Origin of the sequence: Catellatospora sp. IY07-71, assembly GCF_018326265.1 — a bacterium.
In the GTDB taxonomy this organism is placed as follows: domain Bacteria; phylum Actinomycetota; class Actinomycetes; order Mycobacteriales; family Micromonosporaceae; genus Catellatospora.
The window spans coordinates 5,946,721-5,970,855 of sequence record NZ_AP023360.1 but is presented as its reverse complement, the minus strand read 5'-3'; the positions used below and the strand labels follow the sequence as shown (position 1 = coordinate 5,970,855).

Genomic DNA, 24,135 nt, shown 5'->3' with positions numbered 1-24,135 from the left:
GCAGAAATGGAACGTACCACTTGTGTTCTTGGAGATGAGGAGACGCGATGATGCGAACCCGTCGCTGGTTCGTGACCGCGGCAGTCACGGCGAGCCTCGCGCTGGCGACCGCCGGTTGTGGCCTGGGCTCCGACGAGACGGCCACCCCGGACGGGAAGATCCCGGCCGGCGAACTCAAGGGCGAGATCTCGTTCGCCACCCTGGCGCTCAAGCCCACTTTCGACGAGTACATCAACGGCCTGATCAAGAAGTTCGAGGCCGACCACCCCGGCACGAAGATCAACTGGATCGATCTGCCGTTCGCGGGCGCCCAGGAGAAGATCACCACCGACGCCCAGGCCGGCACGCTGCCCGACGTGGTCAACCTGAACCCCAACTTCGCCCAGAAGCTGGAGAAGCAGGGCGTCTTCTTCGACCTGGAGGCCAACGCCGGTGACGTGAAACCGGCCTACGTGCCCGGCGCCTGGGACGCGTTCAAGGTCCCCGGCCAGCCCGGCGGGTACGCGCTGCCGTGGTACCTCACCAGCGAGGTCACCATGGTCAACAAGGACCTCTACGCCAAGGCGGGCTTCGACCCGGCCAAGCCCCCGGCGACCATCGACGAGGCCCTGGACCAGGCCAAGAAGATCGCCGAGGTGAGCAAGGGCGCCTACTACGGCGTGCACCCGGCGCTGGAGAACCGCTTCATCACCGACCTGGCCAAGCTCGGCGTGCCGCTGCTCAACGCCGACCAGAGCGCCTGGACGTTCAACACCGACGCCGCCGTGCAGTACGTGACCAAGCTGCGCGACCTCTACCAGGGCAAGGCCATCGCCGCCGACTGGCTGACCCAGAACCACTCCAAGGCCACCGAGGCGTACTCGGCCGGGCAGACCGCCCTGTTCCCGTCCGGCCCGAACTTCCTCAAGGTCGTCAAGCAGAACGCCCCCGCCGTCGCCGCCAACACCGTCGTCGGCCCGCAGCTGTCCGGCCCCACCGGCGTCACCAACATGTCGGTCATGGGCCTGCTGGTCCCCAAGGCCGGCAAGAACCCGCGCCTGGCGCTGGAGTTCGCCAAGTTCGTCACCAACGCCGAGAACCAGCTCGCCTTCGCCAAGATCGTGACGATCCTGCCGTCGACGACCTCGTCGCTGTCGGACCCGTACTTCACCGACATCAGCGACGGCACCCCGGAGTCACTGGCCCGCAAGCTGTCGGCCGCTCAGCTGGCCAAGGCGCAGAACCTCACCCCGGTGCAGTTCGACGACCGCACCAAGGCCGCCGTCATCGGCAAGATCCAGCTCGCGGTCAAGGGCGACCTCGACCCGAAGGCCGCCCTCGACGAGGCGGTCGCCGAGGCCAACAAGCTGCTGGCCAAGTAGGACCGCACCACCCCGCCGCGCCCCGCGCGGTGAACACCCCGAGGCCGGCCGGAGCGCCCTGACTCCGGCCGGCCCACCCCAGGAAGGAAGACACCGATGACCGGCCGACGCTGGTACGTCCCCTGGCTGTTCCTCACCCCGGCCCTGGCCCTGGCCGCGCTGGTGATGTGGGGCCCGCTGGCCAACACCGCGGTGCTCGCCTTCACCGACGCCCGAGCCCTGGGCGGCGGGCGGTTCAACGGCGTGGCCAACTTCGCCCGCATCGGCACCGACGCCGACTTCTGGCAGGCGCTGGGCAACACCGTCACCTACATGCTGGTCGTCGTGCCCGCCCTGGTCCTGCTGCCGCTGCTGCTGGCGATGCTCGTCTACGGCAAACTGCCCGGCATCGGCGCCTTCCGCGCCCTGTTCTACACCCCGGTCGTGGCGTCCATGGTCGTGGTCGGCCTCATCTTCAGCTGGGTGCTGCGCAGCGACGGCGTCGTCAACGCGGTGCTGCTGCGGCTGAAGGTGGTCGCCGAGCCGCTGCCCTTCCTGACCGACAGCACCCTGCTGCTGTTCAGCTGCATGCTCGTCACCATCTGGAAGGGCCTGGGCTACTACATGGTGATCTACCTGGCGGCGCTGGCCAACGTGCCCGGCGACGTGCTGGAGGCCGCGACCGTCGACGGCGCGGGCCCGGTGCGCCGGTTCTGGTCGGTCACCGTCCCGCTGGTACGCCCCACCATGGTCCTGGTCGGCACCCTGTCGGCGATCTCCGCCGCCAAGATCTTCGCCGAGATCTACATCATGAGCGACGGCAGCGGCGGCCCCGGCGGCGAGGCCAAGTCGATGGTGTTCTACATCCGCGAGGTCGGCCTCGGCGTCGACGGCGAGATCGGCTACGCCTCCGCGCTGAGCCTGGTCCTGCTCGCCGGGACCCTCGCCTTCTCCGCCCTGAGCCTGAAGCTGCGCCGCCGCAACGAGGAAGGAGCCCACGCATGAGCCCCCGCCTGCGGATGCTCGCCGGCCGCGGCGGACGCTACCTGCTGCTGTGCGCGATGGTCGTGGTCAGCCTCGGCCCGTTCGCCTGGCAGCTGCTCACCTCCCTCAAAGGCGCCCAGGAGCCGATCTACGGCGCCGACGCGACCTGGCTGCCGCAGCACCCGACGCTGGCCAACTACGCCGCGGTCGCCGACACCGTGCCGGTCTGGCGCTACGCCGGCAACTCGCTGATCGTCGCCGTGGCCAACGTCCTCACCAACTGCCTGTTCGGCGCGATGGCCGGCTACGCCCTGGCCCGGATGCGCTTCCGCGGCCGCGGCGCGGTGTTCGCGGCCGTGCTGGCCTCGCTCGTCGTGCCCTTCGAGGTGATCATGGTGAGCGTGTTCCTGACCGTCAAGGGCATCGGCCTGGTCGACACCCTGGCCGGGGTGCTGCTGCCCGGCGCGATCACCGGACTGTCCATCATGGTGCTGCGCACCGGCTTCCTGGCCCTGCCCCGCGAGATCGAGGAGGCCGCCGTCATCGACGGCGCCGGCGAGTGGTCGCGGTTCTGGCGGGTGGCGCTGCCCAGCGTGCGCGGCTCGCTGGCCGTGGTCGCCGTGTTCAGCTTCCTGTTCGCCTGGGACGATTTCCTCTGGCCGCTGATCGTCCTGAAGGACCCCGACAACTACACCCTCACCATCGGGCTGCAGTACCTGTCGGGGACGTTCACCAACGACCAGCGCACCATCGCCGCGGGCACGATGATCGCCGTACTGCCGCTCATCATCGTGTTCCTCGGGCTGCAGCGACTGTTCTTCCGCGGAGTCGGTGAAGGGGGCGTCAAAGGATGACGCAGATGCCAGGCGAGCGCAAGCACGAGGTCATCTACCAGCGGCTGCTGGGCGAGATCCAGAACGTGCTCCAGCCGCACGACCCGCTGCCCAGCGAGCGTGAGCTGACCAGCCGGTACGAGGTGTCGCGGGCCACCATCCGCGAGGCCATGCGGCGGCTGGAGGAGGAGGGCTGGGTCTACCGCCAGCAGGGCTCGGGCACGTACGTCGCCGACCCGGCCACCATCGCCAAGTCGCTGGCGCTGACCTCGTTCACCGAGGACATGCAGGCCCGGCGGCTGACGCCGGGATCGAAGCTGCTGTCCTGGCAGCGGGTGCCCGCCAGCGCCGAGGTCGCCCGCGACTTGGGCCTGTCGCCGGGTACGCCGGTGGTGCATCTGGAGCGGCTGCGGCTGGCCGACGGCAGCCCGATGTGCGTGGAGCAGGTGTGGATCGTCGCGTCCGTGCTGGATGGTGTGGACGAGTCCCGCTTCGGCGGCTCCCTGTACGAGACCCTGGCGGCCCGGGGCGCCTCGCCGCACCACGCCGACCAGGTCATCGGCGCGACCGTCACCGACCCGGAGCAGTCGGCGCTGCTGGGCGTGCCGCCGTTCTCCCCGGCGCTGCGCGTCACCCGGGTGACCTTCGACGCGTCCGGCCGCGCCGTGGAGCGGGGCGAGTCGGTGTACCGCGCCGACCGCTACCACTACCGCATCACCGTCACCCGGAGGACGACATGAGCCCCGGCCCGGTCGTCGCCGCCATCGACATCGGCGGCACGAAGACCGCCGCGGCGCTGGTGCACGACGGGCAGGTGCTGGCCCGCGCGCAGGCGCCCACCCCGGTCGACGCCGACGGCGCGACGGTGCTGCAGCAGGCCGCGGCCCTGGTCAACGCGCTGCGGGCGGACAGCCCGCTGGCGCCCGTCGCGTTCGGCGCCGCGGTCGCCGGGGTCGTCGACGGCGCGGGTGTCGTGCACGCGGCCACCGGCGCCATCGGCGGCTGGGACGGCACCGCCGTCACCGCGTCCCTGACCGCGCTGCTGGGGCTGCCCGGCCGCAGCGTCAACGACGTGCACGCGTTCGTGCTCGGCGAGACCGCGTACGGCAGCGCCGCAGGGCTGCGCGACGTCGTCGGGATCGCCGTCGGCACCGGCATCGGCGGCGGAGTGGTCAGCGGCGGCCGCCTGATCACCGGCTCGCGCGGCGCGGCCGGGCACCTGGGCCACATCCCCGTCGCGCAGGCCGCCGGCCTGCCATGCCCGTGCGGCGCGCCCGGCCACCTCGAAGCCGTCGCCAGCGGCCCGGCGATGGCCGCCCGCTACGCCGCGCAGTCGGACGTCCCCGTCCAGCCTGGCAGCGCCGCCCTGCCCGAAGCGATCGACCGGCGTGGGGCCGTCACCCTGCCCGATGTCGTCGCCGCCGCGCGTGCGGGTGACGCTCTCGCCGTGGCGGTGCTCGCCGAGGCGGGCGCAGCGCTGGGCGCGGTCATCGGCGGGCTCATCAACACCTTCGACCCGGCTGCCGTCGTCGTCGGCGGCGGCGCGGCCGTGCCGGAACTGCTGGCCGCGGCCGTGCCTGCCGCCCACGCCGCCGCCATGCCGATCCGCTCGGACGTTCCCGTGCTCGCCACCGCCCTCGACGCGGACGCGGCGCTGCTCGGGGCCGCCGCCGTCGCCCTGGAGCCGCAGTGATCACCGTCGCGCTGGTCCCGCTCGACGACCGCCCCGCCTGCCTGAAACTGCCCCGCCTGGTCGCCGCGGTGGCCGGAGCGCGGGTGCTGACCCCGCCACGGCCGGTGCTGCCGGAGAAGAAGACCCCCGGCCAGGCCGACGCCATCTCCCGCTGGCTGCGCGGCACGCCCGCCAACGCGGCCGTGGTGTGCCTGGAGACGCTGGGCCACGGCGGGCTCATCGCCTCCCGGCTCAGCGACGAGCCCGTCACCGCCGTGCTCGAACGCTGGCAGGCACTGACGGGGCTGGCGCATCCGGTGCACGCCGCGACGGTCGTGCAGCGCACCCCCGACGCCGACGACGACGGCGAGGAGCCCGCCTACTGGGCCACCCACGGCCGGGCCCTGCACCGCTACTCGGCGGGCCTGCACCGGGCGCTGCGCGACCGTGTCGCACCGCCGGACCCCGGCCCGGTGCCCGCGGCGGCGCGCCGCGACTTCCTGCGCCGCCGCCACCGCAACCACCTGCTCAACCAGCACGCGCTGCAGCTGGCCGCCGACGGGGTGCTGCGCACCCTGGTCATCGGCGCCGACGACTCCTCGGCCGACGCCGTCGGCACCGCCGAATGGCAGTGGCTGCGCGCCTGGTCGGGATGGCTGGAGCCGGACGGCGCGGTGCTCACCCACCCCGGCGCGGACGAGACCGCCACCGTGCTGACCGCCCGCGCCCTGGCCCAGGCCGCCGGGCTGTCCCCGGCCGTGTCGGTGGCCTGCGCCGACCCGGCCAGCCTGCAGCGGGTCGCACCCTACGAGGCGGTGCCTGTCGGCGCGGGGGCGGCCAGCCAGCTCGCCGCCGCGGGCGCCCGCGTGGCGCCGGACGCCCCGGCGGTGCTGGTGGTGCACGCGCCCCAGGCCGGTGGCGTGGACTGGGCCGTCAACCCGCCGGACGAACCGGACACCGCCGCCGCGACAGCGACGGCCGCGCTCGTCGAGCGCCTGCTCGGCGAGGGCCGGACCGTGGCGCTGGCCGACTGCGCGGCCCCTAACGGCGCGGACCCGGCGCTGCTGGCCGAGCTGACCGGCCGGGGGCTGCCGGCACGGCTGGCCGGATACGCGGGCTGGAACACGGCGGGCAACAGCATCGGCACCGCCGCCGCGCACCTGGTGGCCTACCTGGCGGGCAGCGCGGCGGGCACCCTCGACCGGCGCGCCCACGCCCGCCTGCTGGCGCACCGGATCGCCGAGGACCACGGCTACATGTCCCACGCCCGCGCCGTGATCCGCGCCGAACGCGGCGCCGACCCGACCCGCCACGACGAGGTCGCACCAGGCAGCGGCGTCGAGGCACGCATCGAGGACCTGGTCGCCGCGCGCTGGCGGGAACTGGACCCCGTGCCCGGCTGGCGGATTCGGCCCGGCAGCGTCGCGCTGCCGTGGCGGCGCACTTTCGAGATCGACATCGATGTGGAGCAGGAGCAATGACAACGCAGGCAGACGTCGTCGTGGTCGGCGGCGGGCTCGGCGGGGTGGCCGCCGCGATCGCCGCCGCCCGCGCCGGGGCGTCGGTGATCCTCACCGAGGAGCTCGACCGCATCGGCGGGCAGGTGACCACCCAGCTGGTCAGCGCCCTCGACGAGCACCCGCATGTGGAGACGTTCGGGGCGTCGGCGTCCTACCGGCTGCTGCGCGACCGGATCCGCGCCGCGTGCGGCGGAGCGGCGAACCCCGGCGAGGGCTGGGTCAGCCGCCTGTGCTTCCCGCCCGCCGTGGGCCAGTCCGTCATGGAGCAGCTGCTCGCCGAGCACGGTGTGCAGGTCCGCGTGAACGCCGCGCCGGTGAGCGCGGACCGCGACGGCGACACCATCACCGCGATCGAGTTCAGCGACGGCACCCGGCTGGCCGCGACCGTGTTCGTCGACGCCTCCGAACGCGGCGACCTGCTGCCCCTGTCCGGCGAGGACTGGTCCGTCGGTTCGGAGGGTTTCGACGCGTACGCCGAACCCCACGCCGTGCCCGGCGGCCCGGATCCCCTGGCCCAGCAGTCGTTCACCTGGTGCGCGCTGCTGACCTACCACCCCGAGCACGACGGCGACGACCCCGGCCCGGCCCCGGCCCGCTACGAGCAGCTGCGCGAGCACTGCGGCCTGGACATCGCCGGCTGGGACGGCGGCGTGCACCGCTACCGCATGTTCACCGACGGCCCCGACGGCAAGCCGCCGTTCTGGACCTACCGCCGCCTGCGTGCCGACCGTCCCGAGCTGATCGTGCTCAACTGGGCCAGCAACGACTGCGCCGGGCAGGACCCCATCGGCGACCCGGTCGGCGCGGAGAAGGCCGGGCGGGAGCTGACCGCCGCGTTCGTGCACTGGCTGCGCACCGAGGCGCCGCGCGAGGACGGCGGCACGGGCTACCCCGGCCTGCGCCTGGCGGCGGCCGAAGCGGGCACCACCGACGGCTACGCGGCCGCGCCCTACCTGCGTGAATCCCGCCGCCTGCGCCACGACCGGCCGGTCACCGGCCACGACCTGTTGCCGGTCCCCGGCCGGGCCCGCGCCCGGCACCTGGACGGCGCGGTCGGCATCGCCTGGTACCACATCGACCTGCACGAGCGCACCGGCCACCCGGCGCCGGTCTACCAGGAGACCGCCCCGTTCACGATCCCGGCCCGCGCCCTGGCCGGGCAGGTGTCCAACCTGCTCATGGGCGCGAAGAACCTCGCCGCCACGCAGATCGCCGCGGCCGCCTACCGCGTCCACGCCGGCGAGTGGGCCGTGGGTGAGGCCGCGGGGGCGCTCGCCGCCGTCGCATGCGCCTCCGGCAGCAGCGCCCGGCAGGTCGTCGACACCCCGGGGCTGCTGGCCACCGCCCAGCACGACCTGGCCCGCCACGGCGTGCCGCTGTCCTGGATCGCCGACGTCGACTCCGGCGACGAGCTGTACCCGGCGGCGCACCTGCTGGCCGCGTACGGCGCCCTGGAAGCCGACCTGGCCGCGGGCCTGCACGTGCACCCCGACGACGAGCCGGGCACCGCCGACGCGGCGGCGCTGGAGTCCGCCGCCGCGGCGGTGCGCACCGCGCTCGGGCTGAGCGCGCCCACCGAGTCCGGGGCCGCCACCTGGCGGGAACGGGCCTGCGCGGCGCTGGCGGGCCTGCGGTGATCGGCGCGACCATGACCAGCCTGCACACCCTCGCCGCGCTGCGCGGCGGGCTCGTCGTGTCCTGCCAGGCCGAGCCCGGCGAGCCCCTCGACGCGCCCGCACACATGACCGCCATGGCCCTTGCCGCCGCGGACGGCGGCGCCGTAGGCATCCGCGCCAAAGGCCTGGCCGACATCGCCGCGATCCGCGCCGCGATGCCCACCACCCCGCTCATCGGCCTGGTCAAGCAGGGCCGCGACGGCGTCTACATCACCCCGACCGTCGCCGACGCGCTCGCCGTCGCCGACGCCGGAGCCGACATCGTCGCGATCGACGGCACCGACCGGCCGCGCCCGGACGGGCACACGCTCGCCTCCACGGTCGCCGAGCTGCGCCGCCGCCGCCAGATGATGATCATGGCAGACGTGGCGACCCTCGCCCAGGCGCTGGCCGCCCAGGACGCGGGCGTCGACATCGTCAGCACCACCCTGTCCGGCTACACCGGACCCCAGCCACCGCCCGACGGCCCCGACCTGGACCTGGTCGCCCGCCTGGCCGAGGTGCTGAGCATCCCGTTCGCCGCCGAAGGGCGCATCACGACCCCCGCGCAGTGCGCGACGGCGCTGCGGCTGGGCGCGCACACCGTCGTCGTCGGCACCGCCATCACCCGCCCGTCGCACATCACCGCCCGGTTCGCCGCAGCACTGCGCCAGGAGCAGCAATGACCACCCTGCACGTCGTCAACCACGTCCACTGGGACCGCGAGTGGTACCGCCCCATGGAGGCGTTCCGGGCCCGCCTGGTCGAACTCGTCGCGCAGGTCTGCGACGCCCTCGACGACAAGCGGCTGCCCTCGTTCCACCTCGACGGGCAGACCGTCACCGTCACCGACGTCGAAGCCGTCGATCCGGCACTGGCCCAGCGGGTGCGCGAACACGCCCGCGCCGGCCGCCTGTCCATCGGCCCCTGGCACGTGCTGGCCGACAACCAGCTCGTCTCCGGCGAGAACCTCATCCGCAACCTGCTCACCGCCCGCCGGGTCGCCGGCGGCGCCGGGCTGGCCACCGTCGGGTACTGCCCGGACTCGTTCGGGCACCCCGCCGACCTGCCCCGCATCCTGCGCGGCTTCGGCCTGGACACCGCGCTGGTCTGGCGTGGGGCGCCACCGGAGCACGCCCGCTTCCGCTGGCGCTCCCCGGACGGCTCCGAGGTGTACGCCGTCAACCAGTGCTACTACGAACCCGACGTGCTCTGGAACGAGGACGGCCTCGCCGACCGGGTCGCCGCCTACGCCGCCAAGCAGCGCGACCGGGCCGGCGACGGGCCGCAGCTGCTGCTCAACGGCGCCGACCACCTCGCGCCGGCGCTGGACCGCCAGGACCCCGCGCTGACGCACAGCACGCTCGCCCAGTTCTTCGCCGACCCCGGCCACGACCGCGACAGCGCCCCGGTCATCGAGGGCGAGCTGCGCCACCCGGGCGGGTGGCTGACGTTCCTGCTGCCCGGCACGCTGTCGTCGCGTATGTACCTCAAGCAGGCCAACGCCGCCGTGCAGACCCTGCTGGAGTCGTGGGTCGAGCCCTATCTCGCGCAGACGGACGCCACCGGCTCGACCACCGGGATGCTGCGCCACGCATGGGAGCTGCTGCTGGCCAACAGCCCGCACGACTCGATCTGCGGCTGTTCGGTCGACGAGGTGCACCGCGAGAACGAGGTCCGCTTCGAACGCGCCACCCAGGTCGGCGAACACCTGCTCGCCCGGTCCCTGCAGCGGATGGGGCTGGACACCCGCCTGTACGGCGAGCCGTCGGCCGACAGCCTGTCGGTGCTCGTGGCCAACCCGCACCCGCGGCCGGTGCGCGGCCCGGTCGAGCTGGACGTGTACAGCGCACCCGGCCGCCACGTGCTCGGCCTGCGCGACGCCGACGGCGCCGACGTGCCGTTCGAGGTTTCCGAGCCCGAGCAGACGCCGCTGTTCTGCGCCGACCTGGACCTGCCGCCCGACACGAGGCCCGCCGCCCGCCACCGGCTGCTGTTCGTCGCCGAGGTCGGCCCCAGCGGCCGGCGCGGCTACCAGGTCCTGCTCGGCGACGCACCGGCCGCGCAGGCCGAGCCGCTCACGCATCCCTGGCAGGTCGAGATCGCGCAGGACGCGTCGCTGACGCTCACCGACACCCGCACCGGCCGGGTCCTGCCGGGGCTGGCGCGGCTGGTCGACGGAGGCGACGCCGGGGACACCTACAACTACGATCCGCCGCGCGACGACGAGCAGATCAGCCCTCGGGTGACGGCGGTGCGCGCGCAGGCCACCCCGGTGCGCCGGGTCTGGCACGTCGACGCCGTGCTCGACCTGCCCCGGGGCCTGTCCGCCGACCGGTCCGCCCGCGCCGTGCCGCGCGAACCGGTCGCGGTGACCGTCACCGCGACCCTGTGGCGTGGCGTCGAGCGCCTCGACTGGACGGTGGCCTTCGACAACACCGTCGGCGACCACCGGCTGCGAGCGCACTTCCCGACGGGGCCGGCCCAGGACTGGGCCGCCGACACTCACTTCTCCGTGCTGCACCGGCCGCTGTCCGCACCGCTCGGGCCGCTGCCCACCGAGCGGGCGTACGAGGCCGACTGCGCCGTGGCGCCCGTGCACGGCTGGGCCGCCGCGGGCGGGCTCGGCCTGCTGACCGCGGGGCTGCCCGAGGTGCAGGGGCTGCTCCCGGCCGCCGCTCCCGAGCTCGCCGTCACCGTGCTGCGAGCCACCGGCTGGCTGTCGCGGCCCGACCTGCGCTCGCGCACCACCGGCGCCGGGCCGCAGCTGCCGACACCGCAAGCCCAGTGCCTGCGGCAGGTCACCGCGGCGATCGGTGTCGTGCTCGACACCGGCGAACTGGAGATGGCGAATGCCGCCGGGCTGCACCGGGCCCCGCTGCGGGCCTGGCAGCTGCGCTTCGGCAGCCCGGTGCCGTCGCCGGTCGATGGCATCGCCGTGTCCGGCGCGGTGGTGACAGCGGTCAAGCCCGCCGAGGACGGCGACGGATTCGTGCTGCGCGTGGCCAACCCGACCGGCCTGGCGATGACAGCCGTCGTCGGCGGGCTCGACGGCCGGGTCGCCGGCGAATGCTCCCTGGCCGAGGAGCCGGTGACCGGAGATCCGGACCCCGGCGCGCTCGCCCTCGGGCCCTACCAGGTGCGCTCGCTGCGGGTGCGCTGACGCGGCCGGGAATGGACGTCATCCGCCGGCCGGCGGATGACGTCCATTCCCGGACCGCAGGTGATCGGCGCCGCCCACTGATCGATGCGCGAATCGACGCAACTATCCGGTACGACTCTCGTCCCGGACCAGGAGCGGCGAGGATGAAGCAGACAGCCTGGTTCAACCGAGTGCGAAGGGGAGTGGCGCTGTGACCACCACTGTTCGAGACGACGTCCAGTTCGCCGACTTCGGCAAGGAGATGTGGGATTTCCTCACCGGCAGGCACGCCAGCATCTCGTATCGCTTCCATGGCATGGAGGTGCAGGTGCCGCGCCGGACCGGAGCAGACTCGCCCAGGGCGACATGGGTGCTCAACGGAACCCTGGAGATCACCACCACTGACGGCGGCAATGGCGCAGCCCGGTAGACCGGCGGCTACGGGGAACCCGGCACGGTGGTCGGGTTCCCTGGACATCCGGGTGTCGGCCGGGGGACGCAGCACCACCGGCACGGTACGGGCGGTGGCCGGCGCCCCCGTCGTCGTCACCTTCGACGACGCCGCGCTCGCGTTCGCGCACCTGCCGCGGCTCGCCGCGCTGCGGACTGCGGCCGCCCGCCTCGCGCCCGGCCGGATCGAGGTACGCCGAGCGGACGGCACGTGGCTGGCGAGGTTCTACCAACACGGCGGGCGCGGGCACGTGTGGTGGAGCGCGGCCGGGTTGGCGATGCTGCCACGGACGGCATTTCTGCGCGTCAGCAGATTCAGGCCACGGTTCGGAGCGCGCCCGGGACTTCCCGGCCGCAGGCGAGGGCCGGAGACCTGACCGGGAGGCATCAGGATCACGGTGGGATCCCGCCGACTGTTCGATGAAGAGCCGTACTCCATGAAGGGTGGGCGGCGGCTGAGGGCCCGGCGGGTCGCGCCGGGCCCTCAGCCACCTCAGGCCTGCCGGATGTGGACGGCCAGGTCCGTGAACGCGGCCGCGGTGCGGCCGTCGCCGGTGTATGCGCTGAACCGCGGCGTCTTGGTGAAGGTGACCGCGAAGCGCGGGTCGCTCTGCCGGGTGTGGCTGGTGACGCTGCGCGTGCGGGAGGCCGCCAGCCGCAGGGCGAGTCCGATGGCGACGTCGTCGCCGAACACGTCCTCACTGCCGGTCACCTCGTCCGCCGCGGCGTGCCCCAGCGGGCGCAGCCCGGACGGCGCGTCGGCCTGCCAGCTGCGGGGCCGGTAGGTGAAGCCGGCGCTGAGGTGACTCCAGCGCACACCGTCACGCAGATCGAGGACGTTGACGCCGCCGGTGCCGAGCACCCGGCCCAGCTCCTCGCGGCCGCCGGGGTCCGTGACCAGCAGCGCGGTGTTCGCGTCGAGCCCGTACACGCGGCGGTTGCCGGTCGTGACGGCCAGCTCGACGGCACGGCCGAGCCTGCCGTACGCGGAGAAGTGCGTGTCTATCAGCCCGGAGGTGAGCAGGCCGAACCCGCCCGCCGGCCAGTAGCCGCTGGTGTCGGGGTCGTCGAAGTAGCCGGGGTGCGAGCCGTCGCGCAGCGCGTTGTAGCTCTCGCCGCCGGTGACCATGTCGGGCCCCTGCTGGATCTGGGCTCCGGCACTGGAGCCGGCGACGACCGCGCCGGCGGCATGCCGTCGGCGGATGGCGGCCAGCAGCAGGCTGTCGGCGTGCGCCTGACCCCTGACCATGGTGGTGAGGTAGCGGAACTGGTCGCCGCCGCCGAAGAAGAACCCGGTGCAGCTCGCGGCGAGCGCGGCTACGGCGGGGTCGTCGGCGGCGGCGATGCGGTCCAGGTCGACCGGGATCCAGACGGCTTCGCCCGCGCCGTGGGCGCGCAGCAGGTCGGCGTAGTAGCGGCCGTTGGTGACGCTGTTGACGGCGTCGGGGGAGCCCGCGTCGGGGTCCTGGCTGGGCGGGATCGACGCGGCGGTGAGCACGCCGATGCGGGCGCGGGCGCCTCCCGCGCGGCGGACGATCTCGCCGTAGATCTCGGTGTTGCCGTCGGACAGTGAACCGCCGACGAGGACGAGCGGGCCGCGCCGGCCGCCGCGGGCGGAGGCGGGCGCGGCCGGTGTGAGAGCGGTGAGGGCGGCGGCGCCGAGGGCGCCGGTCAGCAGGGTGCGGCGTTGGGTCATGGCTGCCTCCCGTAGGGGGAGGCTCCGCCCGCCGCAGCGTGGTGGGAACTTGGGGGTTTCCGACGGCGGGCGGAGCCGGTCTTGGGTGACGGTTCGCCTCGTGGCGACGCGACAGCACGTTACAAGCGACTGGATGAGAAGTCTAGATGTAATAGATGTTACGAGCTTGTAAGTAACAGAAGATACAGATGTACAGCTGTCTGCATGAGATGTAATGTGCGATACATCACAGCGTGGTGGCCCACTTATGCAGGAGGAACCATGTCCCCCTTCCCCCGCCTGGCCGCGGCTGCCGCCGTGGCGATACTGGCGAGCACCCTGATCGCCGCGCCGGCCGAGGCCGCGGTCACCCGCGTGCGGCAGGGCAGCAGCACCGACGTCAGCCGCACCGGCTGGTCCGGCCCGGCCTACACGTTCAACGGATCCGGGGCGGTGGTCACCGCCACCATGACCAAGGCCGTCGACGCCATCCGCGGCGGCAGCGGCAGCATCGACGTGGCAGTGCTGGCCGGCTCGGCGCCGACGTCGGGCAGCAAGACCCCCGAGTGCGACACCATCATGGCGATCACCGGCGTCAACTCGTGCACCACGCTGACGCTGACGGCTGCCAACGACGGCAACAACAGCCAGGTCAACACCGACGTCCGTAACGCCGAGTTCGTCTACTTCGCCGGCGGCGACCAGTGCCGCTACGCCAACTGGAAGGGCACCTCGCTGCGGGCGTCGGTGCAGTCGGTGGTGGCCAAGGGCGGCGGTGTCGGCGGCGGCAGCGCCGGGCACCACATCAACAGCTCCGTCGTCTACGACGCCTGCTCCGGCAGCGTCCTGTCCTCGGAGGCGCTGGCCGACCCGTACGACAGGTACATCAGCTTCACCACCGGCATGTTCACCTGGCCGAACTACGCGAACACGATCAACGACTCGCACTTCGTCGCCCGCGACCGGATGGGCAGGCTCATGGCGTTCGTGGCCCGATCCATCAAGGACGGCCTGACCAGTGGCGGCGCCGCCTGGGGCGTCGGCGTGGAGGAGGGCGCCTCCCTGTTCGTCGACGCGGCCGGCAAGGCGACCCTGACCGGCCCCAGCGCGTACGTCGTGCTCGGCGACCACCAGCCGGAACGGGCGGTCTCCGGCCAGCCGCTCAGCTTCTCCAACTTCAAGATCTGGAAGCTGACCAGCGGCCAGACCTACGACTTCGCCAACCGGCCCACCTGCGGCTACTACCTGCGCAGCGTCACCAACGGGGTGGCCGACGCCAACCTGTACAGCGGCACGCCGCTCACCTCCTGCCCGCCGCCCGGCGGCGGGGGCGGCTCGACCTACACCGAAGTGGAGCCCAACGACTCGCGCGGCACCGCCAACAGCATCGTCTCGCTCACCTACCCTGCCACCGTCACCGGCGCCATGGGCAGCAGCAGCGACCGCGACTACTTCGCCCTCACCCTGGACAGCGGCCGCACGATCACGGTGAACTGCGCCGTCCCGTCGGCCTACGACGCCGACCTCTACCTGCTGAACTCGTCCGGCAGCACCCTGGTCCGGTCGGTCAACGACGGCGCGGGGGCCGACGAGTCGCTGACGTACACCCGCACCGCATCCGGCAGCGCCACGGTCTACGTCGAGGTCGAGGCGTACTCCGGCTCCGGATCGGCGACCTACTCCTGCACCGTCGCGAAGTGACACCCGGTGCCCGCCCGGCGCGCCGGGCGGGCACCGGCCCGTCGCGTGTTCGTGGCTACGCTGTGCCGCGGAGGTGTCCCATGACCGTAGCCGAACACGGCGTAGCCGGCATGATCCACGCCCGGCTGGGCGAGTGCAGTCCCGCCGAGCGGCGGGTGGCCCGGGTGCTGCTGGCCGCCTATCCCACGGCCGCACTGGAGACGGTGGCGGTGCTGGCCGAGCGCGCCGGTGTCAGCGGGCCGACGGTGCTGCGCTTCGTCAACCGGCTGGGCTTCCGCGGCTACCCGGAGTTCCAGAAGGCGCTGCGGGACGAGCTCGCCGAGCGGGACACCTCGCCGCTGGCGGCGTACACCGCCGAGCCGCCCACCGCGCCCGGCGGGGCGCTGGACCGGGCCCGCCGCGTGCTGCCGCAGGCAGTGGAGGCGACGCTGGCCGAACTGCCCGAAAGCGAGGTGCAGGCGGCCGTGCGGCTGCTGGCCGACCCGCAGCTGCGGGTGACCGGGCACGGCGGGCGCTTCTCCGGCCTGCTCGCGCACTATCTGGTCATGCACCTGGTGCAGATCCGGGGCAACAGCCGCCTGCTGCCTGCCGGGCAGGTGGAGCGCGCCGGCCTGCTGGCCGACCTGGGCCGCAAGGACCTGCTGGTGCTGTTCGACTACCGCCGTTACGAGCAGCCCACCCTGGCGCTGGCGCAGGCGGCCAAGGAGCAGGAGGCGAAGATCATCCTGTGTACGGACCGGTGGCTGTCGCCGATCGCGTCGCTGGCCGACGTGGTGCTGCCCAGCCGGGTCGACTCGCCGTCGGCCTACGACAGCTTCGTGCCGACCGTGGCGGTGCTGGAGACCCTGATCGACGGTGTGATCGCGCGGATGGGCGCGGCGGCGGGGGAGCGGCTCGCGGCGATCGAGGGGGCCGCGCAGCGGTACCGGCTCCTCTAGCGAGCGCGTTACATAAAATCGTAACTTCACATTCGCTGTAACGTCTATTACATTCCCCTGGTACTGAGATTCAGTCACCGGAGGACTCCATGCGCCTGCACCGTTTCGCCCTGCCCGCCGTCGCGCTGGCCGCCACGTTCCTGACCGCCTGCGGCTCGACCGACACCCCCGCCCCGGCCAACAGCGGCGCGGCGGCCACCGTCACCTTCGCCGTGCCCGGCGTCGGCGACGTCACCACCGACGCGAAGGTGGCCGCCAAGCTGCCCGCCGACTTCCGCGACAAGGGCGTCATCACCATCGCCACCAACGCCCCCTACGAGCCGTTCATCGACTTCAAGACCGAGGGCAACACCAGCGAGTTCAAGGGCCTGGACTACGACGTGCTCAGCGCCGCCGCGGCCCGGCTCGGCCTGAAGACCCAGTGGAGCCAGCAGCCCTTCGACGGCCTCGTGCCCGGCCTGCAGGCCGGCAAGTTCGACGCCATCGCCGGCGGCATCACCGACAAGAAGGAGCGCCAGCAGGTCGCCACCTTCGTCGACTACAGCGCCTCCGGCACCGGCTTCCTGGTCGCCAAGGGCAACCCGCTCGCGATCAACGACGTGACGAATCTGTGCGGGCGCACCGTCGCCGTGCAGAAGGCCAGCAACCAGGCCAAGCACCTGGCCGAGTACAGCAAGAGCAGCTGCGCCGGCAAGGCCATCACCGTCAAGGAGTACCCGGAGAACCCGCAGGCCGTGCAGGCGCTGCTGGCCGGCACCGTCGACGCCGTCGCCGCCACCAAGGTCAACCTCGTCGACACCGAGCAGCAGCTCAAGGACAAGGTGCAGCTGGCCGCCGACTCGGCCAACCCGAACGGCTGGCTGGCCAGCCCGAACGCCTTCGGGTTCCTCAAGTCCCGCGCCGACCTCGCCCAGGCGTTCCAGGCCGCGGTGCAGTCGCTGATCGACGACGGCACCTACGCCAAGATCCTCGACCAGTACGGGCAGAAGGAGATCGGCCTGGCCACCGCGACCATCGACCGGGCCATCGACTGACCTGCCACCCCACGGGGCGGGCGCCCGCGCGCCCGCCCCGCGCCACCCCGAGGGAACCGCGCCCATGACAACCGACCCCCACCCGCCGATCAAAGCCGTCCCCGTACGCCACTACGGCCGCTGGCTGGCCGCCGCCACCGTCGCCCTGCTCGCCTACCAGGTGCTGGCGGCACTGCTCAGCAGCCCCAACCTCGAACCGGCCACCATCGGCCAGTACCTGTTCAAAGACTTCGTCCTCGAAGGCGTGCAGACCACCCTGCTGCTGACCGTGATCGCGATGGTGCTGGGCACCGCCGGCGGGATCCTGCTGGCCGTCATGCGGCTGTCGGCCAACCCGGTCCTGCGCGTGTCCGCGGCCGCGTTCGTGTGGCTCTTCCGCGGCACGCCGCTGCTGGTGCAGATCGTGTTCTTCGGCTTCCTCGGCGCGCTGCTGCCGCGGCTGACGCTCACCGTGCCGTTCACCGACATCGCCGTGTTCGACCAGCCCACCAACGCGGTGATGGTCGGCATCGTGCCCGCCGTGCTGGCACTGTCGCTCAACGAGATGGCCTATGCCGCGGAGATCGTGCGCGGCGGCATCCTGTCGGTCGACAGCGGCCAGACCGAGGCCGCCCACGCGCTCGGCATGAAACCCGGCCTGACCATGCGCCGCATCGTCCTGCCGCAGGCGATGCGGGTCATCGCCCCGCCGATGGGCAACGAGGTCATCACCATGCTCAAGTCCACCGCGCTGGTGTCCGTGATCGCCGGACGCGACCTGATGACCGCGGTGCAGACCGTCTACGCGCAGAACTACAAGGTCATCCCACTGCTGACCGTGGCCGCGATCTGGTACCTGGCGCTGGTCAGCGTCCTGTCGGTGCTGCAGTGGTTCGTCGAACGGCGCTTCGGCCGCGGCCAGCGCGCAGCGGGAGGGACGGTCCGATGACCGCGATGATCAGAGCCGAGGGCGTACGCAAGAACTTCGGCCGGCTGGAGGTGCTGCGCGGCATCGACCTGGAGGTCGCCCCCGGCGAGGTGTGCTGCCTGCTCGGCCCGTCCGGCTCCGGCAAGTCCACCTTCCTGCGCTGCGTCAACCACCTGGAGAGCGTCACCGCCGGGCGGCTGTGGGTCGACGGGCAGCTCGTCGGCTACCGCCAGCACGGAGACCGGCTGCACGAGCTTCGCGAGAGCGAGATCGCGCAACGCCGCCGCGACATCGGCATGGTGTTCCAGCGCTTCAACCTCTTCCCGCACCTGACCGCGCTGGGCAACATCATGGAAGCCCCCGTCCAGGTGCTGGGCGAATCGCGGGCCTCAGCCCGCCAGCGCGCGCTGACACTGCTGGAGCGGGTCGGCCTGGCCGACAAGGCCGACGCGTACCCGGCGATGCTCTCCGGCGGGCAGCAGCAGCGGGTCGCCATCGCCCGCGCGCTGGCGATGCGCCCCAAACTGATGCTGTTCGACGAGCCCACCTCCGCCCTGGACCCGGAACTGGTCGGCGAGGTGCTCGACGTCATGCGCGACCTCGCGGCCGAGGGCATGACCATGATGGTGGTGACCCACGAGATGGGCTTCGCCCGCGAGGTCGCCGACACCGTCGTGTTCATGGACGGCGGCGTGGTCGTCGAAGCCGGGACACCGGCCCGGGTGCTCGGCGACCCGCAGCACGACCGCACCCGCGCGTTCCTGGCGAAGGTCCTGTGAACCCCGCGGCGCTGCGGGCCGCCGCCCAGGCCCGCTACCCGGCGTTCCTGGCAAGGCTCGCCGAGCTGGTGGAGGTCGACTGCGGCTCACGGCAGGTGCATGGACTGCGCAAGGTCGCCGCCAGGTTCGCCGGGTACGCGGCCGAGGCGGGCACACGGGTCGACGTCGTGCCGGTCAGCGACGACGACGGGGCGGCACTGGGCGACGCGGTGATCGCGCGGAAGGCCGGCCGGGGCGGCAGCCGGATCCTGCTCGCCGCCCACCTGGACACCGTCTTCCCGCCCGGCACCGCCGCGGCCAGGCCGCTGACCGTCGACGGGGCGACCGCGCGGGCGTACGGGCCCGGCGTGTGCGACGACAAGGGCGGGCTGCTCGCGGGCCTGGCCGCCGTCGAGGTGCTCGCACAGCTCGACGCCGACCGGTACGGCGAGATCGTCCTGGTCGCGACCCCCGATGAGGAGATCGGCTCGGTCGGGAGCAGGCCGCTGCTGGCCGAGCTGGCGGCGCAGGCCGACGCGATCCTGTGCCTGGAGTGCGCCCGCGACAACGGCGACCTCGTCTCGGCCCGCAAGGGCGTCGCCGACGTCGAGATCGACCTGCACGGCCGGGCCGCCCACGCCGGCATCGAACCCGAGCGCGGCGCCAACGCCGCCCTGGCCGCCGCGCACCTGACCGTCGCCCTGCAGGGCATCGACGGCGTCAACGTCGGTGTCCTGCACGCCGGCACCCGCCCGAACGTCGTGGCCGACCGGGCGCGGCTGGTGGTCGACGTGCGGGCGGCCGAACCGGCCGCCTACGAGGCGGCACTGGCCGACATCGCCCGGCTGGCCGGCACCCCGCTGGTCGCGGGCGTGACGGCGACGGTCCGCGTCGTCGCGCCGACCCCACCGTGGCTGGGCGGAACGGGCACGGCGGCATTGCTGCGCGCGGCCGAAAAGGTCGGAGCCGGACTCGGGCTCACCGTCACCCACGCCGCCACCGGCGGGTGCGCCGACGCCAACCTGCTGGCCGCATCGGGCGCGCCGGTGCTCGACGGGCTCGGCCCGGTCGGCGGTGGCGACCACGGCCCCGACGAGTGGCTCGACCTCGGCTCGGTGGTCCCGCGGGTGGCGCTGCTCGCCGGACTGATCGACGAGATCAGCTGACGGGTGCGGTGCCCCGCTTCCTGCCTGTCGGGATCGGGGCACCTCAACTGAGCAGCACCGCCGAGGCCACCGCCGAGGTGAGCGTGCCGGCGAACCATGGGGTGTAGTCGCGCGGCGTCCTGGCTGACGCGGCCAGCGCGTCGCCGATCTCGGCCCAGCGCACGTCCGCCACCTCCGAGGGGTCGACCGTGACCTGTGCCGGACGCCCCAGCGCGGCCAGGAACAGGTGATGCCATACGTGCTCCACCCGGCCGCAGGACCGGTCGCGCATCCGGCGCCGCAGGCAGCCCACCGGTTCGGCGACGACGGCGGTCAGGCCGATCTCCTCGTACGCCCGCACCACCGCGGTCCGCGCCGCGTCCTGTCCGGGCGGTGGATGCCCGCTGCACGAGACATCCCAGCGCGAGGCGAACGTCGCCTTGTCCGCCGCCCGTCGCTGCAGCAGCACGAATCCCGCCCCGTCGACCACGACCAGCGACATCGCCCTGTGCAGCAGCCCCGGCGGCTCATGGGCTCGGCCTGCGCCCACCGACGCGCCGCCGAGGCCGAACTCGTCGACGGTCTCCACCAGCAAATCGGCCATTGTTGCCACCTTCCGGTCACGGCCAGGTCAGGTAGCGAGGCAACTCTCAAATTACCCAGGGCTGTCGCGCGCCGTCGAGCCGCTGCGTCGATCAGCGGACCAGACTCGAGGCGAAAACGATGCAGATATCGACTCAACTTGCGAAACTCGCATAGGGTGGAGCCATGCACCATCGCACTGACGGGTTTCCGGCGCCCGGCCTGAGCCGGCCGCTGCCGGAGCGCGCGATGTGAACCGGCACCGCACCGCCGGAGACGTCGCCCGGCACCTGGGGATCGCCGTCACCACCCTGCGCAGCTGGCATCAGCGCTACGGGCTGGGCCCAAGCGGGCATGAAGCCCACCGTCACCGCCGCTACACCGATGACGACGTCGCCCGGCTGGAGGTGATGTGCCGGCTGACGACCGAGGGAGTTCCGGCGGCGGCAGCGGCGCGCGTCGCGCTGGCCGGGCCGCCACCGCCCGCGGCGGCCTCCGTGAACCAGCCTGGCGTGGATTCCGCGGTCAGGGGCCTGGTGATGGCGGCTGTCCGGCTGGACATGCCCAGCATGCTGTCGACGATCTTCGCGGCGGTCCGCAGGCGCGGGGTGGTTTACACGTGGGACAACCTGATCTGCCCGGCGATGCGAGAGGTGTCCCGCCTGCAGGAGGGCGATCAGCACATGATCGAGGTCGAGCATCTGCTGTCCCGGTGCGTGCTCGAGGTCTTCTGGCGAGTGCCGCGGCCCTTCGCCGCGGGAGCCGTCAAGACCGTTCTGGCCTGCGCGGCGGAGGAGCAGCACACGCTGGCGCTCGAGGCGCTGGCCGCGGCGCTGGCCGAGCAGGGCTGCGGCACGCGCATGCTCGGCGCCCGCGTTCCCGCGGAGAGCCTGGCCCATGCGGTCCGCCGCACCGGGCCCGCCGCGGTGTTCGTCTGGTCGCAGCAGGCCGTGACCGGCGACCCGGACTATCTGAGGGTGATCTTGGCGGTCCGTCCCCGGCCGGCTCTCGTGGCCGCCGCCGGCCCGGGTTGGCCCGGCCCGCTGCCGGAAGGGGTCGGCTGTCCCGCCGATCTGGCCGAGGCGTTGCGCCTCGCGGTGGCGGTCATCGGTCGCGCCCGTTCGGCGTGACCCGGTCTGCAGCGAATCGACACCTGAATCGACGCAAACTCTCGATTCGGCGGACGGCGCCGGACGCGGCACACGACGATGAGAGCAGGGCCGAGATGGTCGGCTCACCTGCCTACGGAGGTCGTGATGGGGATCGAGGAGAAGCTCAGCAACCTGTCCCGCCGGTGCGCGGGGCGCTCCATGGAACTCGCCGGCCGGATCTCGCACAACGCACGATGGCAGTCTGCCGGCTACCGCATCTGGACGTCGGCCCGTGACGAGGAGACCCGTGAGAAGGCCAAGGACGCCGCCAAAGCACTGGACGCGGTGGCGGCCTACGGTCTCCTGGACGGCCCGCTGCTCCGGCGCGTCACCCCGGACATGCCGCTCGGGGGCGTCGCAACCGTGCGGACGGGTCTTCCCGCGGCCCCCGAGGTCTGGGTTCGGCCCGGGTCCGGTCCGGTGACGCACCCGCAGGACGGGCCGGCACCGCGATGACCCCGGGCTGCGACGGCCGTGGGACCCCGAGCGCGGCGCCTACCATGGCAGACGTGGCCGAAAGCGTGTGGGACTACCCACGGCCGCCGCGCTGGGAGCGCAGCGACCGTCACGTCACCGCCCGGCACCAGGGACTCGTGGTCGTGGACACCCGGCAGGCGCTGAGAGTCCTGGAGACCTCCCATCCGCCGGTCTACTACGTGCCCCGCACCGCGGTGATCCTGCCGCTGCGGCTCTCGGGACGCAGCTCGTTCTGCGAGTTCAAAGGGATCGCCACGTTCTGGGACCTGGTCGCCGGGCAGGCGGTCGTGCCGCAGGCCGCCTGGTCGTACGAGTCACCGGCCGCCGGTTACGAAGAACTGGCCGGCGCAGTGGCGTTCTATCCGTCGAAGCTCGACGAGTGCCTGCTGGACGGTGAACCGGTCCGGCCCCAGGAGGGCGACTTCTACGGCGGATGGATCACCGGCGACATCGTCGGGCCGTTCAAGGGCGGTCCGGGCACCGCAGGCTGGTGAACCACGACGGACCTGCGGCATTTCAGCTGGAGGCGGGGATGGGCGCGACAGACGACGCCGACTGCGTGATCGTCGGGGGTGGCCCGGCCGGTGCGATGCTGGGCTACCTGCTCGCGCGAGCGGGCTGTGCCGTCATCGTGCTCGAGTCGCACGCCGACTTCGCCCGCCGGTTCCGTGGCGACACGCTCGGTCCGGCCACGCTGGACCTGCTTGACGAACTGGGGCTCGCCCGGCGGCTGCTGGCGGACACGCCCCACACCCGCGCGACGGCGTTCTGCTGGCACACCGCCGAACGAGACTATGTGCTGAGCGACTTCCGCGACGCCAGCGCCGACTACGGCTTCTTCGCACTGCTGCCGCAGCCGGAGTTCCTGACGTTCCTGATCGGTGAGGCCGCGGCCCGCCCGTCGTTCCAGGTTCGCATGAACGCCCGCGTCAACCGCCTGCTGCACACGGGCGACCGGGTCACCGGTGTGGCCTACACCGACCGCACCGGCCGCGAGCACGAACTGCGAGCCCGTCTGGTCGTCGCGGCCGACGGCCGCTCGTCGAAGATCCGCCGGCTGTCGGGCCTGGCGACCACCGAGCTCGGCGTCGGATCGGACCTGCTGTGGTTCGACGTGCCCCGCGATCCGGCCACCGACCCACCGCGCAGCGGCCTGGACCTGTATGCCCTCCCGGGCCGTTACGTGGTCGCGCTGAACCAGGGACAGCGCTGGCAGCTCGGCTACGGCATCGCCGCCGGTTCGTTCGCGCAGGCCCGGCAGGACGGCGTGGCGCCGATCCGGGAGGCCGTCGACCGGCACATGCCGTGGCTGCGGCAGCGGATGGCGGCGCTGACCGACGTCAACCAGCTGACCCTGCTCGACGTCCGCATCACGCAGGTCGCGAGCTGGACCGTGCCCGGACTGCTGCTCATCGGGGACGCCGCGCACGTCATCTCGCCGGTCGGGGGCAACGGCATCAACCACGCACTCGCCGACGCGGTGCAGGCGGCCAACCTGCTCGCCGGGCCGCTGGCCCGGGGCAGCCGCGCGGACGTCGACGCCGCCTGCCTCGCGGTGCAACACGCCCGCAAGCCGATCACGGATGCCGCGCAGCAGGAGCAGAGCCGGATCGAGGCCCGCAGCAGGCGTGCCCTGCAGTGCGGCGATCCACGGCCGCCGGGCGTGCTGCGCCTGCTCAGCCGCTCGCCATGGCTGGCCCGCTGGGCCGGGCGCCGGGCCAACCGGGCGGTGCGCACCCCGCACGTCAGCCCTGACATCCTCGCGGGAAAGCTCGGATGACTGTCACGGCAGCTGGTACTCGGCCCATACCGTCTTGCCGTCAGGCAGGGCGGACACGCCCCAGGCCCGGGCGAGCCGGTCGACGATGCCCAATCCGAAACCGCCGTCGACGTCGGGTTGGCGTGGTGCCGGCATGCCAGCACTGCGATCGTTGATCTCGACCCGCACGTGGTCGTCACGAAGCATCACGGTCAGCGACACCGCTCCACCGCCGTGCAGCACGGCATTGCTCACCAGTTCCGAGGTCAGCAGCGCGAGTCCGCCGCCGTCGGCGAGCCGCCAGGACCGGGTCAGCAGCCCGATGAACTCCCGTGCGACCGTCGCGCTGCGGTGCCCACCGGGTAGGGCGATCGAGATCGCTTTCACCGCTGGGACCCCATGGCCGCTTCGC

General features: G+C 73.0%; 24 protein-coding genes. 21 read left to right on the top strand and 3 right to left on the bottom strand.

Annotation, left to right across the window (positions count from 1 at the left end):
- The first annotated feature begins 47 nt into the window (after positions 1-47).
- The 11 genes from CS0771_RS26630 to CS0771_RS26580 all read left to right on the top strand — a co-directional run bounded on the left by CS0771_RS26630 (position 48) and on the right by CS0771_RS26580 (position 11,973).
- Complete coding sequence (locus tag CS0771_RS26630; RefSeq protein ID WP_212843551.1) at positions 48-1,361, top strand: ABC transporter substrate-binding protein; 1,314 nt, start codon at positions 48-50, stop codon at positions 1,359-1,361.
- Between the two features lie 96 nt (positions 1,362-1,457).
- The gene (locus CS0771_RS26625; RefSeq protein WP_212843550.1) at positions 1,458-2,345 is read left to right on the top strand and encodes a carbohydrate ABC transporter permease; all 888 of its coding nucleotides are present in this window, start codon (positions 1,458-1,460) and stop codon (positions 2,343-2,345) included.
- Complete coding sequence (locus CS0771_RS26620) at positions 2,342-3,178, top strand: carbohydrate ABC transporter permease (RefSeq protein ID WP_244871045.1); 837 nt, start codon at positions 2,342-2,344, stop codon at positions 3,176-3,178. Before CS0771_RS26625 ends, CS0771_RS26620 begins: the two co-directional genes overlap by 4 nt.
- On the top strand, positions 3,175-3,897 hold the full coding sequence (locus tag CS0771_RS26615; protein ID WP_212843549.1) for a GntR family transcriptional regulator: 723 nt from the start codon (positions 3,175-3,177) through the stop codon (positions 3,895-3,897). Before CS0771_RS26620 ends, CS0771_RS26615 begins: the two co-directional genes overlap by 4 nt.
- On the top strand, positions 3,894-4,850 hold the full coding sequence (locus CS0771_RS26610) for an ROK family protein (protein WP_212843548.1): 957 nt from the start codon (positions 3,894-3,896) through the stop codon (positions 4,848-4,850). Before CS0771_RS26615 ends, CS0771_RS26610 begins: the two co-directional genes overlap by 4 nt.
- Positions 4,847-6,310, top strand: a complete 1,464-nt coding sequence (locus CS0771_RS26605) for a DUF4127 family protein (RefSeq protein WP_212843547.1) — start codon at positions 4,847-4,849, stop codon at positions 6,308-6,310. Before CS0771_RS26610 ends, CS0771_RS26605 begins: the two co-directional genes overlap by 4 nt.
- Positions 6,307-7,986 (top strand): FAD-dependent oxidoreductase, encoded by a 1,680-nt coding sequence (locus CS0771_RS26600; RefSeq protein ID WP_212843546.1) that lies wholly within the window; start codon positions 6,307-6,309, stop codon positions 7,984-7,986. Before CS0771_RS26605 ends, CS0771_RS26600 begins: the two co-directional genes overlap by 4 nt.
- An 11-nt stretch (positions 7,987-7,997) precedes the next feature.
- The gene (locus CS0771_RS26595; RefSeq protein ID WP_212843545.1) at positions 7,998-8,690 is read left to right on the top strand and encodes an N-acetylmannosamine-6-phosphate 2-epimerase; all 693 of its coding nucleotides are present in this window, start codon (positions 7,998-8,000) and stop codon (positions 8,688-8,690) included.
- Positions 8,687-11,167, top strand: coding sequence for a glycosyl hydrolase-related protein (locus CS0771_RS26590; protein WP_212843544.1), 2,481 nt, complete (start codon positions 8,687-8,689; stop codon positions 11,165-11,167). The genes CS0771_RS26595 and CS0771_RS26590 overlap by 4 nt, the downstream gene beginning before the upstream one ends.
- 190 nt (positions 11,168-11,357) lie before the next feature.
- Complete coding sequence (locus tag CS0771_RS26585; RefSeq protein ID WP_212843543.1) at positions 11,358-11,576, top strand: hypothetical protein; 219 nt, start codon at positions 11,358-11,360, stop codon at positions 11,574-11,576.
- 52 nt (positions 11,577-11,628) lie between these two features.
- Positions 11,629-11,973 carry a hypothetical protein gene (locus CS0771_RS26580; protein WP_212843542.1) on the top strand — a complete coding sequence of 115 codons (345 nt, stop codon included), beginning with the start codon at positions 11,629-11,631 and terminating at the stop codon, positions 11,971-11,973.
- A gap of 116 nt (positions 11,974-12,089) precedes the next feature.
- On the opposite strand, the gene CS0771_RS26575 is transcribed toward CS0771_RS26580, so the two are convergent.
- Complete coding sequence (locus CS0771_RS26575; protein WP_212843541.1) at positions 12,090-13,292, bottom strand: cyanophycinase; 1,203 nt, start codon at positions 13,290-13,292, stop codon at positions 12,090-12,092.
- Between the two features lie 261 nt (positions 13,293-13,553).
- On the opposite strand from CS0771_RS26575, the gene CS0771_RS26570 reads away from it, so the two are divergent.
- The 6 genes from CS0771_RS26570 to CS0771_RS26545 all read left to right on the top strand — a co-directional run bounded on the left by CS0771_RS26570 (position 13,554) and on the right by CS0771_RS26545 (position 19,775).
- Positions 13,554-14,972 (top strand): hypothetical protein, encoded by a 1,419-nt coding sequence (locus tag CS0771_RS26570; RefSeq protein ID WP_212843540.1) that lies wholly within the window; start codon positions 13,554-13,556, stop codon positions 14,970-14,972.
- 80 nt (positions 14,973-15,052) lie between these two features.
- Entirely contained in the window at positions 15,053-15,910 is an 858-nt protein-coding gene (locus CS0771_RS26565; RefSeq protein WP_212843539.1) for a MurR/RpiR family transcriptional regulator, read from the top strand.
- 89 nt (positions 15,911-15,999) lie between these two features.
- Positions 16,000-16,944, top strand: coding sequence for an ABC transporter substrate-binding protein (locus tag CS0771_RS26560; RefSeq protein WP_212843538.1), 945 nt, complete (start codon positions 16,000-16,002; stop codon positions 16,942-16,944).
- Between the two features lie 64 nt (positions 16,945-17,008).
- Positions 17,009-17,872 carry an amino acid ABC transporter permease gene (locus CS0771_RS26555; protein ID WP_212843537.1) on the top strand — a complete coding sequence of 288 codons (864 nt, stop codon included), beginning with the start codon at positions 17,009-17,011 and terminating at the stop codon, positions 17,870-17,872.
- Positions 17,869-18,630 (top strand): amino acid ABC transporter ATP-binding protein, encoded by a 762-nt coding sequence (locus CS0771_RS26550; RefSeq protein ID WP_305835203.1) that lies wholly within the window; start codon positions 17,869-17,871, stop codon positions 18,628-18,630. The genes CS0771_RS26555 and CS0771_RS26550 overlap by 4 nt, the downstream gene beginning before the upstream one ends.
- Complete coding sequence (locus CS0771_RS26545; protein WP_244871044.1) at positions 18,627-19,775, top strand: M20/M25/M40 family metallo-hydrolase; 1,149 nt, start codon at positions 18,627-18,629, stop codon at positions 19,773-19,775. Before CS0771_RS26550 ends, CS0771_RS26545 begins: the two co-directional genes overlap by 4 nt.
- 43 nt (positions 19,776-19,818) lie before the next feature.
- Here CS0771_RS26545 and CS0771_RS26540 read toward each other — a convergent pair whose 3' ends face one another.
- Positions 19,819-20,358, bottom strand: coding sequence for an NUDIX domain-containing protein (locus tag CS0771_RS26540; RefSeq protein WP_212843536.1), 540 nt, complete (start codon positions 20,356-20,358; stop codon positions 19,819-19,821).
- A gap of 229 nt (positions 20,359-20,587) precedes the next feature.
- On the opposite strand from CS0771_RS26540, the gene CS0771_RS26535 reads away from it, so the two are divergent.
- The 4 genes from CS0771_RS26535 (at position 20,588) to CS0771_RS26520 (ending at position 23,744) form a co-directional block, all read left to right on the top strand.
- Positions 20,588-21,466 (top strand): MerR family transcriptional regulator, encoded by an 879-nt coding sequence (locus CS0771_RS26535; RefSeq protein ID WP_212843535.1) that lies wholly within the window; start codon positions 20,588-20,590, stop codon positions 21,464-21,466.
- 126 nt (positions 21,467-21,592) lie between these two features.
- Positions 21,593-21,943: a hypothetical protein gene (locus tag CS0771_RS26530; protein ID WP_212843534.1), complete on the top strand. Its 351-nt coding sequence runs from the start codon at positions 21,593-21,595 to the stop codon at positions 21,941-21,943.
- A 53-nt stretch (positions 21,944-21,996) separates the two neighbouring features.
- A complete protein-coding gene (locus tag CS0771_RS26525; protein ID WP_244871043.1) occupies positions 21,997-22,458 on the top strand; it encodes a DUF427 domain-containing protein in 462 nt (153 codons plus the stop codon).
- A 38-nt stretch (positions 22,459-22,496) separates the two neighbouring features.
- Positions 22,497-23,744 carry an FAD-dependent oxidoreductase gene (locus CS0771_RS26520; RefSeq protein WP_212843532.1) on the top strand — a complete coding sequence of 416 codons (1,248 nt, stop codon included), beginning with the start codon at positions 22,497-22,499 and terminating at the stop codon, positions 23,742-23,744.
- 3 nt (positions 23,745-23,747) lie between these two features.
- On the opposite strand, the gene CS0771_RS26515 is transcribed toward CS0771_RS26520, so the two are convergent.
- Complete coding sequence (locus tag CS0771_RS26515; protein WP_212843531.1) at positions 23,748-24,110, bottom strand: ATP-binding protein; 363 nt, start codon at positions 24,108-24,110, stop codon at positions 23,748-23,750.
- Positions 24,111-24,135: the final 25 nt, after the last annotated feature.

What these genes read in the sequence shown, in the direction of transcription:
- CS0771_RS26630 (WP_212843551.1), top strand. Translation starts at nt 48, where the DNA reads ATGATGCGAACCCGTCGCTGGTTCGTGACCGCGGCAGTCACGGCGAGC.
- CS0771_RS26625 (WP_212843550.1), top strand. Translation starts at nt 1,458, where the DNA reads ATGACCGGCCGACGCTGGTACGTCCCCTGGCTGTTCCTCACCCCGGCC.
- CS0771_RS26620 (WP_244871045.1), top strand. Translation starts at nt 2,342, where the DNA reads ATGAGCCCCCGCCTGCGGATGCTCGCCGGCCGCGGCGGACGCTACCTG.
- CS0771_RS26615 (WP_212843549.1), top strand. Translation starts at nt 3,175, where the DNA reads ATGACGCAGATGCCAGGCGAGCGCAAGCACGAGGTCATCTACCAGCGG.
- CS0771_RS26610 (WP_212843548.1), top strand. Translation starts at nt 3,894, where the DNA reads ATGAGCCCCGGCCCGGTCGTCGCCGCCATCGACATCGGCGGCACGAAG.
- CS0771_RS26600 (WP_212843546.1), top strand. Translation starts at nt 6,307, where the DNA reads ATGACAACGCAGGCAGACGTCGTCGTGGTCGGCGGCGGGCTCGGCGGG.
- CS0771_RS26595 (WP_212843545.1), top strand. Translation starts at nt 7,998, where the DNA reads ATGACCAGCCTGCACACCCTCGCCGCGCTGCGCGGCGGGCTCGTCGTG.
- CS0771_RS26590 (WP_212843544.1), top strand. Translation starts at nt 8,687, where the DNA reads ATGACCACCCTGCACGTCGTCAACCACGTCCACTGGGACCGCGAGTGG.
- CS0771_RS26575 (WP_212843541.1), bottom strand. Translation starts at nt 13,292, where the DNA reads ATGACCCAACGCCGCACCCTGCTGACCGGCGCCCTCGGCGCCGCCGCC.
- CS0771_RS26570 (WP_212843540.1), top strand. Translation starts at nt 13,554, where the DNA reads ATGTCCCCCTTCCCCCGCCTGGCCGCGGCTGCCGCCGTGGCGATACTG.
- CS0771_RS26565 (WP_212843539.1), top strand. Translation starts at nt 15,053, where the DNA reads ATGACCGTAGCCGAACACGGCGTAGCCGGCATGATCCACGCCCGGCTG.
- CS0771_RS26560 (WP_212843538.1), top strand. Translation starts at nt 16,000, where the DNA reads ATGCGCCTGCACCGTTTCGCCCTGCCCGCCGTCGCGCTGGCCGCCACG.
- CS0771_RS26555 (WP_212843537.1), top strand. Translation starts at nt 17,009, where the DNA reads ATGACAACCGACCCCCACCCGCCGATCAAAGCCGTCCCCGTACGCCAC.
- CS0771_RS26550 (WP_305835203.1), top strand. Translation starts at nt 17,869, where the DNA reads ATGACCGCGATGATCAGAGCCGAGGGCGTACGCAAGAACTTCGGCCGG.
- CS0771_RS26540 (WP_212843536.1), bottom strand. Translation starts at nt 20,358, where the DNA reads ATGGCCGATTTGCTGGTGGAGACCGTCGACGAGTTCGGCCTCGGCGGC.
- CS0771_RS26530 (WP_212843534.1), top strand. Translation starts at nt 21,593, where the DNA reads ATGGGGATCGAGGAGAAGCTCAGCAACCTGTCCCGCCGGTGCGCGGGG.
- CS0771_RS26520 (WP_212843532.1), top strand. Translation starts at nt 22,497, where the DNA reads ATGGGCGCGACAGACGACGCCGACTGCGTGATCGTCGGGGGTGGCCCG.